Annotated in this window: 14 protein-coding genes and 1 tRNA gene; 8 read left to right on the top strand and 7 right to left on the bottom strand. The window is 68.7% G+C overall.

Annotated features, from left to right (window positions below):
• From VE326_10375 to VE326_10365, 3 genes are all read right to left on the bottom strand, one after another.
• A partial coding sequence (locus VE326_10375) for a GNAT family N-acetyltransferase (GenBank protein ID HYJ33612.1) occupies window positions 1-306 on the bottom strand: 306 nt, incomplete at its 3' end.
• Window positions 307-461: 155 nt separating this feature from the next.
• On the bottom strand, window positions 462-1985 hold the full coding sequence (guaB, locus tag VE326_10370; GenBank protein HYJ33611.1) for an IMP dehydrogenase: 1524 nt from the start codon (window positions 1983-1985) through the stop codon (window positions 462-464).
• A gap of 3 nt (window positions 1986-1988) precedes the next feature.
• On the bottom strand, window positions 1989-2669 hold the full coding sequence (locus tag VE326_10365; GenBank protein HYJ33610.1) for an outer membrane beta-barrel protein: 681 nt from the start codon (window positions 2667-2669) through the stop codon (window positions 1989-1991).
• Window positions 2670-3053: 384 nt separating this feature from the next.
• On the opposite strand from VE326_10365, the gene VE326_10360 reads away from it, so the two are divergent.
• From VE326_10360 to cdaA, 8 genes are all read left to right on the top strand, one after another.
• Window positions 3054-3128 (top strand) — tRNA-Met (locus tag VE326_10360).
• A 280-nt stretch (window positions 3129-3408) separates the two neighbouring features.
• Window positions 3409-5517, top strand: a complete 2109-nt coding sequence (locus tag VE326_10355; GenBank protein ID HYJ33609.1) for a multicopper oxidase domain-containing protein — start codon at window positions 3409-3411, stop codon at window positions 5515-5517.
• Between the two features lie 61 nt (window positions 5518-5578).
• Window positions 5579-7291 (top strand): CRTAC1 family protein, encoded by a 1713-nt coding sequence (locus VE326_10350; GenBank protein HYJ33608.1) that lies wholly within the window; start codon window positions 5579-5581, stop codon window positions 7289-7291.
• A gap of 52 nt (window positions 7292-7343) precedes the next feature.
• Window positions 7344-8099 (top strand): hypothetical protein, encoded by a 756-nt coding sequence (locus tag VE326_10345; GenBank protein HYJ33607.1) that lies wholly within the window; start codon window positions 7344-7346, stop codon window positions 8097-8099.
• The gene (gene tilS / locus VE326_10340) at window positions 8099-9202 is read left to right on the top strand and encodes a tRNA lysidine(34) synthetase TilS (GenBank protein HYJ33606.1); all 1104 of its coding nucleotides are present in this window, start codon (window positions 8099-8101) and stop codon (window positions 9200-9202) included. Before VE326_10345 ends, tilS begins: the two co-directional genes overlap by 1 nt.
• 76 nt (window positions 9203-9278) lie before the next feature.
• Window positions 9279-11354: an ATP-dependent zinc metalloprotease FtsH gene (gene ftsH / locus VE326_10335; GenBank protein HYJ33605.1), complete on the top strand. Its 2076-nt coding sequence runs from the start codon at window positions 9279-9281 to the stop codon at window positions 11352-11354.
• Window positions 11355-11358: 4 nt separating this feature from the next.
• A complete protein-coding gene (gene folP / locus VE326_10330) occupies window positions 11359-12300 on the top strand; it encodes a dihydropteroate synthase (GenBank protein HYJ33604.1) in 942 nt (313 codons plus the stop codon).
• Window positions 12297-13094, top strand: a complete 798-nt coding sequence (cdaA, locus tag VE326_10325; GenBank protein HYJ33603.1) for a diadenylate cyclase CdaA — start codon at window positions 12297-12299, stop codon at window positions 13092-13094. Before folP ends, cdaA begins: the two co-directional genes overlap by 4 nt.
• A 25-nt stretch (window positions 13095-13119) precedes the next feature.
• Here cdaA and VE326_10320 read toward each other — a convergent pair whose 3' ends face one another.
• From VE326_10320 to VE326_10305, 4 genes are read right to left on the bottom strand one after another with little or no spacing between them, the layout of a single operon-like run.
• The gene (locus tag VE326_10320) at window positions 13120-13527 is read right to left on the bottom strand and encodes a VOC family protein (GenBank protein ID HYJ33602.1); all 408 of its coding nucleotides are present in this window, start codon (window positions 13525-13527) and stop codon (window positions 13120-13122) included.
• Window positions 13528-13552: 25 nt separating this feature from the next.
• Window positions 13553-14104 carry an STM3941 family protein gene (locus tag VE326_10315; protein ID HYJ33601.1) on the bottom strand — a complete coding sequence of 184 codons (552 nt, stop codon included), beginning with the start codon at window positions 14102-14104 and terminating at the stop codon, window positions 13553-13555.
• Window positions 14104-14457, bottom strand: a complete 354-nt coding sequence (locus VE326_10310) for a hypothetical protein (GenBank protein HYJ33600.1) — start codon at window positions 14455-14457, stop codon at window positions 14104-14106. Before VE326_10310 ends, VE326_10315 begins: the two co-directional genes overlap by 1 nt.
• A 30-nt stretch (window positions 14458-14487) precedes the next feature.
• Entirely contained in the window at window positions 14488-15438 is a 951-nt protein-coding gene (locus VE326_10305) for a glycosyltransferase (protein HYJ33599.1), read from the bottom strand.
• Window positions 15439-15440 lie beyond the last annotated feature (2 nt).

Here is a 15440-nt window from a genome sequence, read left to right as displayed (position 1 = left end):
CCTGAACCCCCGCGCCTCATAGAACTCGCGCGCCCGCACGTTGCTTTGAAACGTATACAACCGCACCGGCGCACGAAGCAGGGCGAGCGCCTCATTCACGAGCGCGCTCCCCACCCCGCGCCCCACGTGCTCCGGCGCGACGTACAGGTGATCGATCCATCCCCCTTCGCCATCCTCGGAGATCGCCATCATGGCGGCGACCGACTCGTTCTCGACGGCCACGTAGACCCGCTTCTCCACCATGACGCTTCCCGCGATCCATGCACGGACCTGGCCGTCGGTGTGGCCGATGGGGATGTCGGGCATGAGGGTTTTCCAGGAACGTAGGAAGACGTTGGCGATGGCGTTGGATTCGTGGGGGCTTGCGGGGCGGATCGTGGGAGGCATGAACTGGAAATTGCGGGTGGGTTAGGCGAAAGAACAGGGGTTAGTCCGCCTGCGGGCGGACTTACATGGGCGGACTATCTTATCTCGTAGTTCGGCGCTTCTTTAGTAATCGTCAAATCGTGCGGATGGCTCTCGCGCAAGCCGGACTGCGTGATGCGGACGAAGCGGGTCTGGGTGCGGAGGCCCTCGATGGTGCCGACGCCGCAGTAGCCCATCCCGGCGCGCAGGCCGCCGATGAGCTGGTAGATCACGTTCGCGACCGGGCCCTTGTAGGGAACGCGCGCCTCGATCCCCTCGGCGACCAGCTTCTTCAGATCGCGGACGCCCTCCTGGAAGTAGCGGTCACCGCGGCCGGAAGACATCGCGGACAAGGATCCCATGCCGCGATAGACCTTGTACGTGCGGCCCTCGAGCAGCAGCGTATCGCCCGGGCTCTCTTCGGTGCCGGCGAGCAGATTCCCGAGCATCACCGAATGCGCGCCCGCGGCCAGCGCCTTCACCATGTCGCCCGAGTACTTGATGCCGCCGTCGGCGATGATCGGGATGCCGGCCTTGGCCGCTTCGTTGGCGCACTCGAGCACCGCGCTGATCTGCGGCACGCCCACGCCCGCGACCACGCGCGTCGTGCACGCCGATCCGGGACCCATCCCCACCTTCACGCAGTCGGCGCCCGCCCGGATCAGGTCGCGCGCCCCGTCGGCGGTGGCCACGTTCCCCACGATGAGCTGGAGGTTGGGGTGCGCCGTCTTCACGGCGCGCGTCGTCTCGATCACCGCCTTGGAGTGGCCGTGCGCGCTGTCGATGACGACCACGTCCACGCCCGCGCGCACCAGCTCGGCCACGCGCTCGTTCGCGTCCTGGCCGACGCCGATCGCCGCGCCCGCGCGGAGCCGACCCAGGTGATCCTTGCAGGAGCGCGGGTATCGAATCCGCTTCTGGATGTCCTTCACGGTGATCAGGCCGCGGAGGCTGTACTGGTCGTCCACGACCGGGAGCTTCTCGATCTTGTGCTGGTGGAGCATCCGCTCCGCTTCCTCGAGCGTGGTCCCCACGGGCGCCGTGATCAGGTTCTCCTTCGTCATCACGTCGCGGACCTTGAGGTCGGGGCTCTTCACGAAGCGCAGGTCGCGGTTGGTGAGGATGCCGACGAGGCGCTTTCCCTCGGTGATCGGAACGCCGGAGATCCGGAATTTCTCCATCAGCTCGAGGGCGCGCGCGATCGGCACGTCGGGCGGCAGCGTGATCGGGTTCACGATCATTCCGCTCTCCGAGCGCTTCACCTTGTCCACTTCCTCCACCTGCTCCAGCACCGGGAGGTTCTTGTGGATGATGCCCAGGCCGCCCTCGCGCGCGATGGCGATGGCGAGCGCGCTCTCGGTGACCGTGTCCATGGCCGCGCTGACCACGGGCGTGTTGAGCGTGATCTCGCGCGTGAGGAGGGTGCTGGTGTCGACGTCGCGGGGATGGATTTCGGAGTAGCCGGGAAGCAGGAGAACGTCGTCGAACGTGAGCGCGTAATCCACCGGGATGCGCTCCGGCGCGGTCTCCGGCCGCACGCTGGGTGCGAACTTCTCGCCGGGCGCCGCGAAGGTCCTCATACGTTACTCCGGTAGTCCGGTATCGATCCGCTCCGTGAGCGTGAAGTAGAAGGAGACGCCCAGGCGGATCTGCGTGAAGCTCTTGTTCCCATTATAACCGCTCGGAAAGTCGGCGGTGTTCTGGGCGAAGATGTGGTGATACACGACATCGGCGGTCGTGCTGATGTGCTTGGACATCGTCCGCTCCACCCCGGCCATTCCATAGACGCCGGGATCGGCGCGCCGGTACCGCTCGAAGGTGCTCGGGTCCTTGGCGGCCCCGAGATCCTTGGACTGGATCGACCAGACGTAGAACCCGCCTCCGGCTCCCACGTAGGGCCGGATGGCCTTGCCCTCGTGAAGCAGGTAGCGGAGCCCGCCCGTGATCGGCACCGCGCTCTCCAGCCAGAACCGGTTGTCGTTGGTGTCCAGCCGGTTCCACGCATAGCCCACCGTCACGTCGCCCCAGACGTGGCTGCCGAATACGTAGGAAAAGACCAGATCCCCCGACAGGCGCGGCTTGGTCCCGTCGGCGAGCGGCTGGTTGGTGGTCAGGCTCAGCGGGGTGTTCGCCTCGCTGCCGAACTTGGACAGCCCGCCGCGAAAGCCGATCCCGCCGAAACCGGTGAGATCGTCCGCCCTTGCCGCCAGAGGTAACGCGATGACCAGGAGGGCCATCAGCCCTCCCACGACATTTCGAGACATGAGCGTTGGAATTCTCCCTGGGTGGCGGGCGGGGTCACCCGGCCAGCCGGCATGTGGTCGTGTTCGCCGCAGTTTAGGGGACCGGGGCCGCGAGTGTCAATCGGGGCGGGTTTCCTCGGATGTGCCTTGCCTGGAGGAGGGCCGCGTCGGTCCGACGGCCGCGCCGTCAAAGGGGGACGACGCCAGAGAGGACGAACCCGTGTCGACACGGCACAATTTACGTTCCCCGGGGAACGTAGAATTCGGGTTGCGCCCCGAAGCGGTTCCCGGACCGTCTCGCCATCCCGCGGAACACAAACGAGAAGTCGTCACCCCCGTGCGGGCGCTGGGGGCCCGCCGCCTTGACAGAACCCGCGCCCCCGCATAGTGTTTTCCGCCCGAGGTGGCGGTGTAGCTCAGCGGTAGAGCAGGGGAATCATAATCCCTTGGTCCGGGGTTCGAATCCCTGCGCCGCCACCATTGAATCCCTCCCGTCGGATCCCGGCAGCCCCTCCGCCCCGGTATACCAACGGACCCCCCTGTCAGCATCCGGTGGATAGCTGTACCTCCGGCGGCGGTGGGACAAGAATGTCCTCGCTGCCGTCCATGGGTCCCGTTCGACTTGCGGCGAGCGAGGGGACCTGAAGCACTGCAGCTTCGCTTCCGCGCCGATGAACGACCGGCCCTGATCCACCCGCGCGGAGGCACACCTCGATCGCCGCGGACGATGCGCTCCACGCGCATCCTGGGGGGTTCTTCCATGAGCACCCGTCGTGCAATACCGCGGCTTGCGGCGATCGCGGCGCTTTCCCTGTTCGCTCTCTCGGGGATCGCTTCGCCGGCCTGCGCGCAAACCGTTCTCGATCCGCTCTCCCTGGCCAAGTACGTCGACCCGCTGCCGATTCCGGCCGCGATCGACGCGACCATGCCGGGGAGCTTCCTCGAGATCGGCGCCTACCAGATCCAGCAGAAGCTCCACCGCGACCTGCCTCCCACCACCGTGTACGGGTACGGGCTCACGGAAGCGACGGCGACCTATCCCGGACCGACGATCGTGGCGCGGCACAACGTGCCGATCCAGATCCGGTGGACGAACCATCTCCCGATGACGCACATCCTGGACTACGCGATCGACCCGACCATCATGAAGGCGGAGACCTCGACCGGCGTGCCGATCACGACCCACGTGCACGGCGCGGAGGTCGAGCCGCAGAGCGACGGCGGGCCGATGACATGGTTCACGAAGGATTTCGCGGAGACAGGACCCGACTTCACCAACGAAGTTCACACGTACGTCAACACGCAGCTCGCCTCGACGATCTGGTATCACGACCACGCGTTCGGCTACACGCGGCACAACGTGTACGCGGGACTCGCGGGCTACTACCTGATCACCGATCCGGGCAACGAACCCCCGGGACTGCCCGAGGCCCCCTACGACATGGGCCTCGCGTTCCAGGACCGCATGTTCACGACCGAGGGTCAGCTCTGGTATCCAAACGTGGGCGTGACCTCCGTCCATCCGAAGTGGATTCCGGAGTTCTTCGGGAACGTCATCCTGGTCAACGGGAAGGTGTGGCCCTACCTGAACGTCGAACCCAGGAAATACCGCTTCCGCATGCTCAACGGCTCGCAGGCGCGCTTCTACAGCCTGGCCCTGATGGAGCGCGTGCGCAGCACGCCGGGACCTGCCTTCTACCAGATCGGCACCGACGGCGGATATCTCGCCGAACCGGTGCTCCTCAACGATCCGGCCAACGTCCACTCGCCGCGACTCGTGATCGCGCCCGGCGAGCGCGCCGACGTGGTGATCGACTTCTCAGCCTACCCCCCGGGAACCGAGTTCCTCCTGCGCAACACGGCGAAGGCTCCCTATCCGATGGGTGACGCGCCGGACGGACAGACCACGGGACAGGTCATGCTCTTCCGGGTGGTCCCCTCGACGGGGCCGGACAACAGCGTGATTCCGCCGGCGCTCGCGACGGTGACCCGGCTCACGAACCCGACCGTGACGCGGACGATGACGCTGAACGAGAGGCTTCTCGGCGACGACCCGCTCGGCGCCCTTCTGAACGGGATGCCCTACGACGCCCCGGCGACCGAGTATCCGGTGCTGGGCACGACGGAGATGTGGGAGATCGCGAATCTGACCGGCGACACGCATCCGATCCACATCCACCTGGTCCAATTCCAGCTCCTGAATCGCCAGAAGCTGAATGCCCGCCGCTACCAGATGGCGTTCGACGCGGCCAATCCCAGCCTGCCCTCCGACACGTACGTGCCGGTGGCGGTGGGGCCCTATCTCAAGGGCAAGCCGACGCCCGCCGACGCGAACGAGCGCGGCTGGAAGGACACGTTCCGCATGAATCCGGGCGAGGTCACGCGGGTGCTGGTGCGCTGGGCTCCGCAGGACGAATCCCCGTCGTTCGCGTTCGACGCGACGGCGGAGCCGGGGTACGTCTGGCACTGCCACATTCTCGAGCACGAAGAGAACGACATGATGCGGCCGTTCCACGTCGTCGCTCCGGGCGCGGCGATGGCTGGCGGCGCGTCGGTCAATACCGCGCCTGCGTTCACGCCGGCTTCCGTGGCCGACGGCGCGATCGCGTTCCGCGCCTCGAACCCGGCCGTGGTGGGCTCCAATCTCAGGTTCAGCCTGACGCGCGCGGGATCGGTGGCCCTGGATCTCTTCTCGGTCGCGGGGCAGCACGTCGCCACGCTGGCCTCGGGCTGGTACGCCGCGGGAGACCACAACGTCTCGTGGACGGCACGCGCCCGTTCGGGCGAGCCGCTCGCGAACGGCGTCTACGTCGTGCGGTTCCGCGGCGACGGCGTCGAGCGCGCGCAGAAGATGGTGCTGGTCCGATAAGCTCACGGGGAGGCCCCGCCGGCGCGGGGCCTCCCGCTTTTCCCCGACGAACGAGCACGCGATGACTCGACTCCTGGCCTGGACTCGCGCCTGGTTTCTCTCCGCAGCCGCAGCCGCCCTGCTCGCCGCGGCACCGGCTTCGGCCCAATTCACCGCGCTCACGAAGGGACCGCTGGGCGACCGGGGCTCTTCGTTCGGCGTGGCCTGGGCCGACTACGACCTCGACGGCGACCTCGATCTCTACCTCACGGAAGACGGTCCGAACCTCCTGATCCGAAACGACGGCGGAGACAACTTCACCGACGTGACGGCGCCTCCGTTGGACGAGGCGGGAAACGGGAGCGCTTCGGTGTGGGGCGACTACGATGGCGACGGCGACCCGGACCTCTACCTCGTGAACTTCAATTCGCCGAACCATCTCTACCGGAACGACCGCGCCGCCGGATTCGCCGACGTCACAGCCGGGCCGCTCGGGATCAACGGTCCCGGCCAGAGCGCCGCCTGGGTGGACTACGACGGAGACGGCGACCTCGATCTGTACGTCGTGAACTACGGAACGCCGAACAAGCTGCTCCGGAACGACGGCCCGGCGGGATTCGTGGACGCGACTGCGGGTCCGCTGGCGGACGCCGGATGGGGGCTGGCCGCCTGCTGGGGCGACTACGACAACGATGGCGATCCCGACCTCTATATCACGAACGACGGCCCGAACCGGCTCCTGCGCAACGAGGGCGGCGGCGTATTCACCCGGATCGCCGGCGTGTACATCGAGGACGGCGGCCCGGGCCAGGGCGCCGCCTGGGGGGACTATGACAACGACGGCGACCTCGACCTCTACGTGGCCAACTACGGCACCGCCAACAAGCTGATTCGAAACGACGGCGGGAACGTGTTCACCTGGATCACGGCGGGCCCCCTGGGCGACACGAGCAACAGCACGGGCGTGGCGTGGGGGGACTACGACAACGATGGCGACCTCGACCTCTACGTCGCCAACTACGGCCAGCCCGGCAAGCTGTTGCGCAATGACGGCGCGGGCGGCTTCGCCGCGCTCACGAGCGGACCGCTCGGCGACGCCGGCAACGCGACCGGAGCCGCGTGGGCCGATTACGACGGGGACGGGGATCTCGATCTCTTCGTCGCCAACGACGCCACCGGAAGCCGCCTCCTGCGGAACGACCTCGCCTCTTCGAACCACTGGCTCGAAGTGACCCTGGTCGGGCGCGTTTCCAGCCGCGACGCGATCGGCGCGCGGGTGCGCGTGGCCACGGGCTCGCTGAGGCAGATCCGGGAGGTCTCCGGAGGCTCAGGCTACATGTCCCAGGATTCGCCGCCGCTCGAGTTCGGCCTGGGAGCCGCGGTCGTCGTCGACTCGATCACCGTGACGTGGCCTTCGGGCATCGTCGAGACCTACCGGAACGTGGCTCCGAACCGCCGCCTCACGCTGACCGAGCTGGACGTGACCGCGGTGGCCGACGAAGCGTCCCCGCCTGCGCCTCCCTTGGCGCTCGAAGCGCCCGCGCCCAATCCGGTGCGTGAAGCGGCGTCCTTCCGCTTCGGACTGCCGCGCGCCGCTCGCGCGCGGATCGAAGTCTTCGACGTCCGGGGACGGCGGGTTGCCACCGCGCTGGACGCCCAGCTCCCGGCGGGGCGCCACGAAGCCGTCTGGCGGCGCACGGACGCGCGGGGAAGGCCTGTCGCCTCGGGCGTTTACCTCGCGCGCCTGGAGGCTCTCGGGGAGTTCCGGATCCGGAAAATGATCCTCGTGCGGTAGGGCCGGGTGCGCGTTCGCTAGACATCCTGTCTCCGACCCGTACAATTTTGAAATGGGTACGGAGCGCGAGACATCCAGCAAGGTCCCCGAGGTCACCCTCCTCTTCTGGATCATCAAGATCGCGGCGACGACGCTGGGCGAGACCGGCGGCGACGCGGTCACGATGTCCATGCAGCTCGGCTACGTGGTCGGCACCGCCATCTTCGCCGTGATCTTCGCCGTGCTCGTCCAGATCCAAGTCAAGGCCCAGCGCTTCCACGCCTCGCTCTACTGGGCCACGATCATCGCGACCACCACGGTCGGGACGACCCTGGCCGATCTGGTCGACCGCGACCTGGGAATCGGGTACGCGGGCGGCTCGACCCTGCTCCTGGCCCTCCTCCTCACGTCGCTCTTCGTCTGGAAGCGCACGCTGGGCACGGTCTCGGTGGATTCGGTGCGCACGCCGGCGGCCGAGTGGTTCTACTGGGTGACGATCCTCTTCTCCCAGACGCTGGGAACGGCGCTGGGCGACTGGACGGCGGACACGGCGAGCTTCGGCTATCGCGGCAGCGCCGTCGTCTTCGGGCTGCTCCTCGCCCTGGTCGCCGCCGGATACTTCTGGACCAAGATCTCGCGAACCGCCCTCTTCTGGGCGGCCTTCATCCTGACGCGGCCGCTCGGAGCCGTGCTCGGCGACCTGCTGGACAAGCCGGTGAGCAAGGGCGGAATGGCGCTGAGCCGCTTCGGGGCGTCGGCGGTGCTGCTCGTCTTCATCGTGACATGCGTGCTCGCCTTCCGGCAGCGCCCCGCGCGGGCGGCGCACTGATGCGCGCGGATCGCCCGTCCCCGGCGCCGCTCAATCCGAGAGATCGCACGCTGGACCGGATCGCCGCCCGGCGCGTTCGGGCCGACCGGCTCCTTCCCGAGACCGGCGGCGTGCTGGCCGCGGTATCGGGCGGCGCCGACTCGGTCGCGCTCCTGCGCTTCCTGGCCGCGGAGCGCGAGCGGACGGGCCGCCCGGCCCCGCTCGCCGTGGGGCACGTCAACCACGGTCTGCGGGGACGCCACGCCGATGACGATGCCGCCTTCGTGAGGGACCTCGCCGCCCGGCTCGGCCTCCCCTATTTCGAAGAGACGGTCCCGGCCGACGCCCTGCGACCCGCGGGCGCCGCCGTGTCCGGTCCCGGAAGCCTGGCCCCCGAGGATCTCGCCCGCCGCGTCCGCTACGAGGCGCTCGACCGCCTCGCGGCCCTGGCGGGAGCGGAGGTGGTCGCAACCGCCCACACCGCCGACGACCAGGCCGAGACCGTGCTCTTCCGGATGGCGCGAGGGGCCGGCCTTCGTGGCCTGTCGGCGATGAAAACGCGCGCCCGGGTCCACGGCGTGCGCGTCATCCGCCCCCTGCTCGACGTCACGCGGGAACAGGTGCTGGCCTATCTGGCGCTCCACGGCCAGGCGCATCGCGAGGACGCTTCGAACGCGAATCTTGGGGCGGCACGCAATTTTCTGCGGCACGAGATCCTGCCGCGCCTCCGCGACGGCGTGAACCGGGGGGTTCGGGACGCGCTGCTCCGCCAGGCGGACCTTTTTCGCGAGCTGGACGGTTATCTGGAAGCCGAGGCACGGCGCGTGCTCTCCGGACTGACGTTGAGCGCCGAGGAGGGGAAAATCGTGCTTGATGCCGAGCGCCTCGTTTCGTACCCTAAACTGTTGCGTTCTTATATTTTCCGCTGCGCCCTGAACGATCTGGACGGGGTGGCCCGCGAGGTCCTGGCGACCCACGTGGACGTTCTGCATTCCCTCGCGAACGACCGCCGCGGCCGCTCGGCCGATTTCCCGATGGGCGTACAGGTTCGCAGGGAGCGAGGGCGCATCATCCTGATGGCCGGAAAGGAGAACCGGCCGGAAGCAACTTCCATCCAACACTAGAGACATCCGGCAACCCTGCCGATTCCAGGAAAGGAAGTCCAGCCGAGTGAACCCGAATCCGGAGCAACTGAGCCCCTTGACCGCGCGTTCGCGCGACGATTCGCGCCCCGCTCAGAAGAATTCCGAGCGCCGGGAGCGCAAGCGTCCGCCCAATCCTCCCCGGCCGCCGCAGCGGAAGCCGACGCCCTTCGGCCCGGCGCGCCCCCTCAGGACCGCCCTTCTCTGGGTGATCCTGGTCCTCGCCGTGCTCGTCTTCGTGCAGGTCTACGGAGAGATCAAGGCCAAGACCCACGAGATTCCCTACTCGGAGTTCCTCACGCAGATCGACACGGCGAACATCAAGTCGGCGACCATCGTCGAGCGCGAGGTCGCGGGCGAGCTGAAGCAGGGCGCGCTCACGCACGTGGACGGACGTCCCGTCTCCTACGTCTACTTCAAGGTCTACCTCCCGGCGGAGGACAAGGACCTGGGCCGCGCGATCCTCGCGAAGGACCCGGCCGCCACGGTCAACTCCAAGCCGCCCGGCATGAACTGGTGGGCGCTCGTCATCTCCTACATCCCGTTCGTCGCCCTCGTCGTTCTCTGGATGGTCATGATCCGCCAGATCCAGGCGGGCGGCGCCTCGGCGATGAAGTTCGGGAAGAGCCGCCCCAAGGTCGCGCTCGAGTCCAGCCCCAAGGTGACGTTCAAGGACGTCGCGGGCGCCGACGAGGCAAAGCAGGAGCTGGAGGAGATCATCGAGTTCCTGCGCGACCCGAAGAAATTCCAGCGCCTGGGCGGACGCATTCCCAAGGGCGCGCTCCTGCTCGGTCCCCCGGGCACGGGTAAGACCCTCCTCGCCAAGGCGGTGGCCGGCGAGGCGGGCGTTCCCTTCTTCTCGCTCTCCGGCTCCGACTTCGTCGAGATGTTCGTGGGCGTCGGCGCCTCGCGCGTGCGCGACCTCTTCGACCAGGGAAAGCGCAACGCACCCTGCATCATCTTCATCGACGAGATCGACGCCGTCGGGCGGCATCGCGGCGCGGGGCTGGGCGGGGGCCATGACGAGCGGGAACAGACGCTGAACCAGCTCCTCGTCGAGATGGACGGCTTCGAGTCGAACGACGGCGTGATCCTGATCGCCGCCACGAACCGCCCGGACGTTCTCGATCCGGCGCTTCTCCGCCCGGGACGCTTCGACCGGCAGATCGTGGTGGACGTGCCGGACGTCCGCGGACGCGAGGGAATCCTCCGCGTCCACACCCGGAACATCCCGGTTTCCGAAGAGGTCAACCTGACCGTCCTCGCGCGCGGCACGCCCGGCATGGTGGGCGCCGATCTCGCGAATCTCGTGAACGAAGCGGCCCTGCTCGCGGCGCGGCGGAACCACAAGAAGGTCAACTCCGTCGACTTCGAGGACGCCAAGGACAAGGTGATGATGGGCGCCGAGCGGCGCAGCCTGGTGATCTCCGACGAGGAGAAGAAGAGCACCTCCTACCACGAGGCGGGACACGCTCTGGTGGCGTGGCTCCAGCCCGGTAGCGACAAGGTCCACAAGGTCACGATCATCCCGCGCGGGCGCGCGCTGGGTCTCACCGCCTATCTCCCCGAGGAGGAGCGGCATTCCTTCTCGCGCGAGTACTGGCTGCGGATGCTGACGCATCTCATGGGCGGCCGCGCCGCCGAGCAGCTCGTGCTGAACCACTTCACGACGGGCGCCTCCGACGACATCCGGCGCGCCACGATGATCGCGCGGCGGATGGTCTGCGAGTGGGGGATGAGCGAGCGCCTCGGACCGCTCACCTTCGGCACGCGCGAGGAGTACGTCTTCCTCGGCAAGGAGATCTCGCAGCACCGCGACTACAGCGAGAAGACCGCCATCATGATCGACGAGGAGGTCCGGAACCTGGTCGAGGGCGCCTACAACAAGGCCCGCCAGCTCCTGGCCGACAACACCGACAAGCTCCACGTCATCGCGCTCGCGCTCCTGGAGCGCGAGGTGCTCGACGGCGATCAGCTCGAGAGGCTCCTGCGCGGCGAGAAGCTGGAGCCGCTCTCCCGCCGCGGCAGCGGGGATGGCACCGCTCCCGTGACCGCCGTCGAAGAGGAGAAGCCGCGCGCGGCCCGGAGTCCCGCGCCCGGTCTGCGCCCCAGCGAGAGCCCGGGACCGGCGTGATGACGTGCTGCGGAACCAGACCGGACCCGCCTCCGACGCACCCCTGATCTTCCGCCACCGGGCCGGCTCGTGGAATCTCAGCGAGCGGGCCCGAGTGGCCGGAATCCTCAACCTCACCCCCGACAGCTTCTACGACGGCGGCCGCTGGCTCGATCCGGCGCGGGCCCTCGCGCGCGCCCAGGCGATGGCCGGCGAGGGCGCCGACGCGATCGACATCGGAGCGCAGTCGACCCGCCCCGGCGGCGACCCGCCGATCGGCGCCGAGGAGGAATGGGCGCGGCTTCGCCCCGTGCTTCCGGCGGTGGTCCGCCTGGGTCTTCCGGTGTCGGTGGACACCTGGAGCGCCGAGGTGGCGCGCCGCGCGCTGGACGAGGGGGCCGCCATCGTGAACGACGTGACGGGGCTCACCGCCCAGCCGGAGCTGGCCGGTATCGTGGCGTCCGCGGGCGCCGGCCTCGTGCTGATGCACGCCCTGGGCGCCCCCGACCGCATGCACGAGCCGGTCGCGTACGAGGACGAGGTCCTGGACGTGCGACGCTTCCTGGAGCGCCAGATGAAGGCCGCCGTTTCTGCGGGAATTACGGAGGAGCGGATCGCGCTGGACCCCGGGATCGGCTTCTCGAAGCGCGCGCCGCAGAGCCTGCGCGTGCTCCAGGGACTTCCGAGCTTGACCTCGCTCGGGCGGCCCCTGTACATCGGTGTATCGCGGAAATCGTTCCTCGGCCGCGTCACCGGCCGCTCCATCCCGATCGAGGAGCGGCTGGGCGCGGGGCTGGGCGCCACGGTGGCCGCGCTCGCGCTCGGGGCGCGGATCGTCCGCACCCATGACGTCCGGGAGACGGTGGACGCGATCCGTAGCGCCGAAGCGATTCTCGATCCCAGGGCGCGCCTCCGGGAGGAGGCTCCCGCCGGAGACGCGCCGATCCAGGCCGAAGCCCGATCATGATCGATCTCAAGCCCCAGTTCCTCGTCGACGCGCTCGACGTCCTGATCGTCGCGTTCCTCTTCTATCGCCTCTTCATCATGATCAAGGGGACGCGCGCGTCGCAGATGTTCGTGGGGCTCATCATCATCGTGTTCGCCTCCATCGTGGCGCAGTGGTTCCGCCTGAACGCGCTCAACTGGATCATCGGCAGCCTGAAGACGGTCTGGGTGATCCTCTTCGTGATCCTCTTCCAGCCCGAGCTGCGGGCGCTCCTCACCCACATCGGCCAGAACCGCCTGGTCCGGGCGCTCATCCGCGTCGAGGAGTACGGCGTGGTCGCCGAGACGATCAAGGCGGTGGAGGAGATGGGGAAGGAGCGGCGGGGCGCGATCATCGTTTTCGAGCGGGACATGGGATTGCGCGACTACGTGGAGACCGGCACCAAGATCGACGCCTCGGTGAGCGCCGAGCTCTTGGAGACGATCTTCACGCCCCACTCGCCGCTGCACGACGGGGCCGTCGTGATCCGGGGCGACGCCATCGTCGCGGCGAGCTGCATCCTCCCGCTGAGCCAGACGCGCGGGCTCTCGCCCCTCCTGGGCACGCGCCACCGGGCCGCCCTCGGCCTGGCCGAGGAGACCGATGCCGCGGTGATCGTGGTGAGCGAGGAGACCGGCGCGATCTCGATCGCGCACAAGGGCGAGCTCAAGTGGAACCTGGACGAGGGGCAGCTCCGGGGCGAGCTGGCCGCGATCTTCAACCCCCGCCCCGACGAGACCCCCGAGCCCGAGGAAGTCACGACGCAGGAGGCGTGACGGGTCCCGAAGCCTCAGGACAGGATCAGTAGTTCGTCCAGAGCCCCGGGGTCGCCAGCTCGATCAGGTGGCCGTCGGGATCGCGGAAGTAGAGGCTGGTGCCTCCACGCTCCCACTCCGTCTTCTCCACGATCGGGATCTTCTTCTCGTGCAGGCGCGCCTCCCACGCCTCGAGCGATGGCGCCGCGATCGCGAACGCGACGTGCAGCTCCCCCGATCCGTCGTGCGGGATCTTGGAGAGGCCGGACGACGCGCCCTTCTTGAAGAGGAGGAGGATCTGATGTCCCGGCACGGCGAGCGCCGTGAGCCGGGGACCCGCGTAGACCGCCTCGAACCCAAACAGCTCCTGATAGAAGCGCGCCGATCGGTCCGGATCCTCGACGTAGAGCGCCGTCTCCAGAATCCGGTCGACGTGCGGGGCGGGCCCGCTCATCGCCGCCGCCTCCGGTCGGGCTCCGTCACGCCCGCTTTCCGTAGTGCCGATAGAACTCGGAGGTGCGGGTGACGAGCTCGTCGAAAGGGATCGCGAGCGTGCGCGCCGTGATGTTGATCGGGCTTCCCGCCAGCCGGTGATTCGCCGCCGCCACTTTTCGCGTCATGGCGTTGCCGCGCCGGAGGAAACGTTCGGGATCGTCCACGATCACGGTCAGGAAACGCTGCCGCACGGACTGGGTGACCCGGATCTCCCGGATCTCGGCCCAGCGGACGCGCCCGGCGCCGACGGCGTTCGAATGATCCACGAGCCCCTCCGGGTCGAGGATCAGACCCGGGGTCGGATCGAAGAGGCGCTTCCCCGCGTAGAGAGCCGTCACCCCAAAGAAGACGATCCCGACGAACGCGACGACCCGGAAGATGGAGTGGGTCAGCGAGGGACGGTTTTGGGTCAGGAGCAGCATGGCGATGCATCCGGCGACCGCCAGGAGGGAGGTCAGGAAAAATCGCACCAGCGTGCCTTTCGCCATGGGGATCTCCAGGCGATCCGGCGCCCCGGTCGCGGTGCCGCCGCTCATCACGACCGCCCCCGGTCCTGTTCCCAGTGGAAGCGGTGGAGCACGCGATGGAAGAAGGGGGCGAGCACGAGGCCTGCGGCGATGAGGAAGATGAGTCCCGCGTAGAGCGCGTAGACGCCCGCGAAGATCTTCCCCGCTTCGGTGCGCAACGGTGCCACCGGCCCCATCCCTCCGAGGAGCATCGCCGCGTTCAGGAAGGCGTCGGCCCAGGAGAGCTTCTCCAGCAGCATGTAGCCCGCCATCCCGCCGGCCAGCGAGAGAAGCACGAGGGGAAGCGCGAGCCCCGCGCTGTGCAGAACGCGCAAGGCGAACTGCCGGCGGGAGATCGGTTTCTTGTGGCGAGGTTCATACACGGGCGTTCCTCCCCCTCGATCCGCGGCGCGCTACGCCGGCTTCATCGCGCCCGGGCCGCGACGACTCGCGATCCCGCGCGCGTATCCCCAGAGATAGGCGGCGTCGTACACCGTCTTGAGCGCGGGCACGAGGACGAGCGCGGCGGGCGCCGGCAGGCGACCCCGCCCGCGATGGCCCTGCCCCAGCACGAACAGGAGCGCGCCCGCTCCCAGGGCCCACCACGCCGGGCGGAACCAGGCCCCGGCCACGAGCAACGCCAGGGCCAGGACGTACTTCGCGGCGATCCTACCGTAGAACGACCCCTGCACGCCCGACTCCCCGTCGCCGTAGCCGAAGCGCCGGTGCTGGCGCCAGAAGCTCCGAAGGTCGCCCCGCGGCCGCCAGTGCACGACGGCATCGGGAGCGAACGCGAAGCGGCAGCCGTCCCGCTTCAGGGCGAGGGCGAACGGGGTGTCCTCGTTGTGATCCCAGCGCTCGTCGAAGCCGTGAACGCGCTCCCACGCGGCGCGGCGGAAGGCGACGGAGCGGGTGGAGGGGAGGAAGCGCTCCCGGTCCACCTCCTCGAGGCGCGGCGCGGAGACCACGCCGGCGGCGCGCTCGAACCAGGTCTCTCCGGCGGAGCGGTAGAAGCCGGCGACCACGTCGACGCCGGGATCGGCGAAGGGCGCCGTGATCCGCTCCAGCCAGTCGGGCTCCACCCGCACGCCCGCGTCGGTGCACGCGATGATCGACGCCTGGGCGGCGCGGACCGCGGCGTTCCGTCCCACCGAGCGGTTTCCCGGCGCCACGAGGAAGCGCACGCGGGGATCCGAGGCCGCGCGAGCGCGGAGCCGCTCCACGGTCCGGTCGGTCGAGCCGCCGTCGGCGACGACGATCTCGTCGGGAGGGCGCGATCCGCCCAGAAGCGAATCGAGGAGCGCGTCGATCGACGCCTCCTCGTTTCGCACCGTGACGATCAGGGCGACAGGCTGTGGGATCAAGC

It is taken from the genome of Candidatus Binatia bacterium (assembly GCA_035631035.1).
Taxonomy (GTDB): domain Bacteria; phylum Eisenbacteria; class RBG-16-71-46; order SZUA-252; family SZUA-252; genus DASQJL01.
This window is presented reverse-complemented; position numbering and strand designations above follow the sequence as displayed.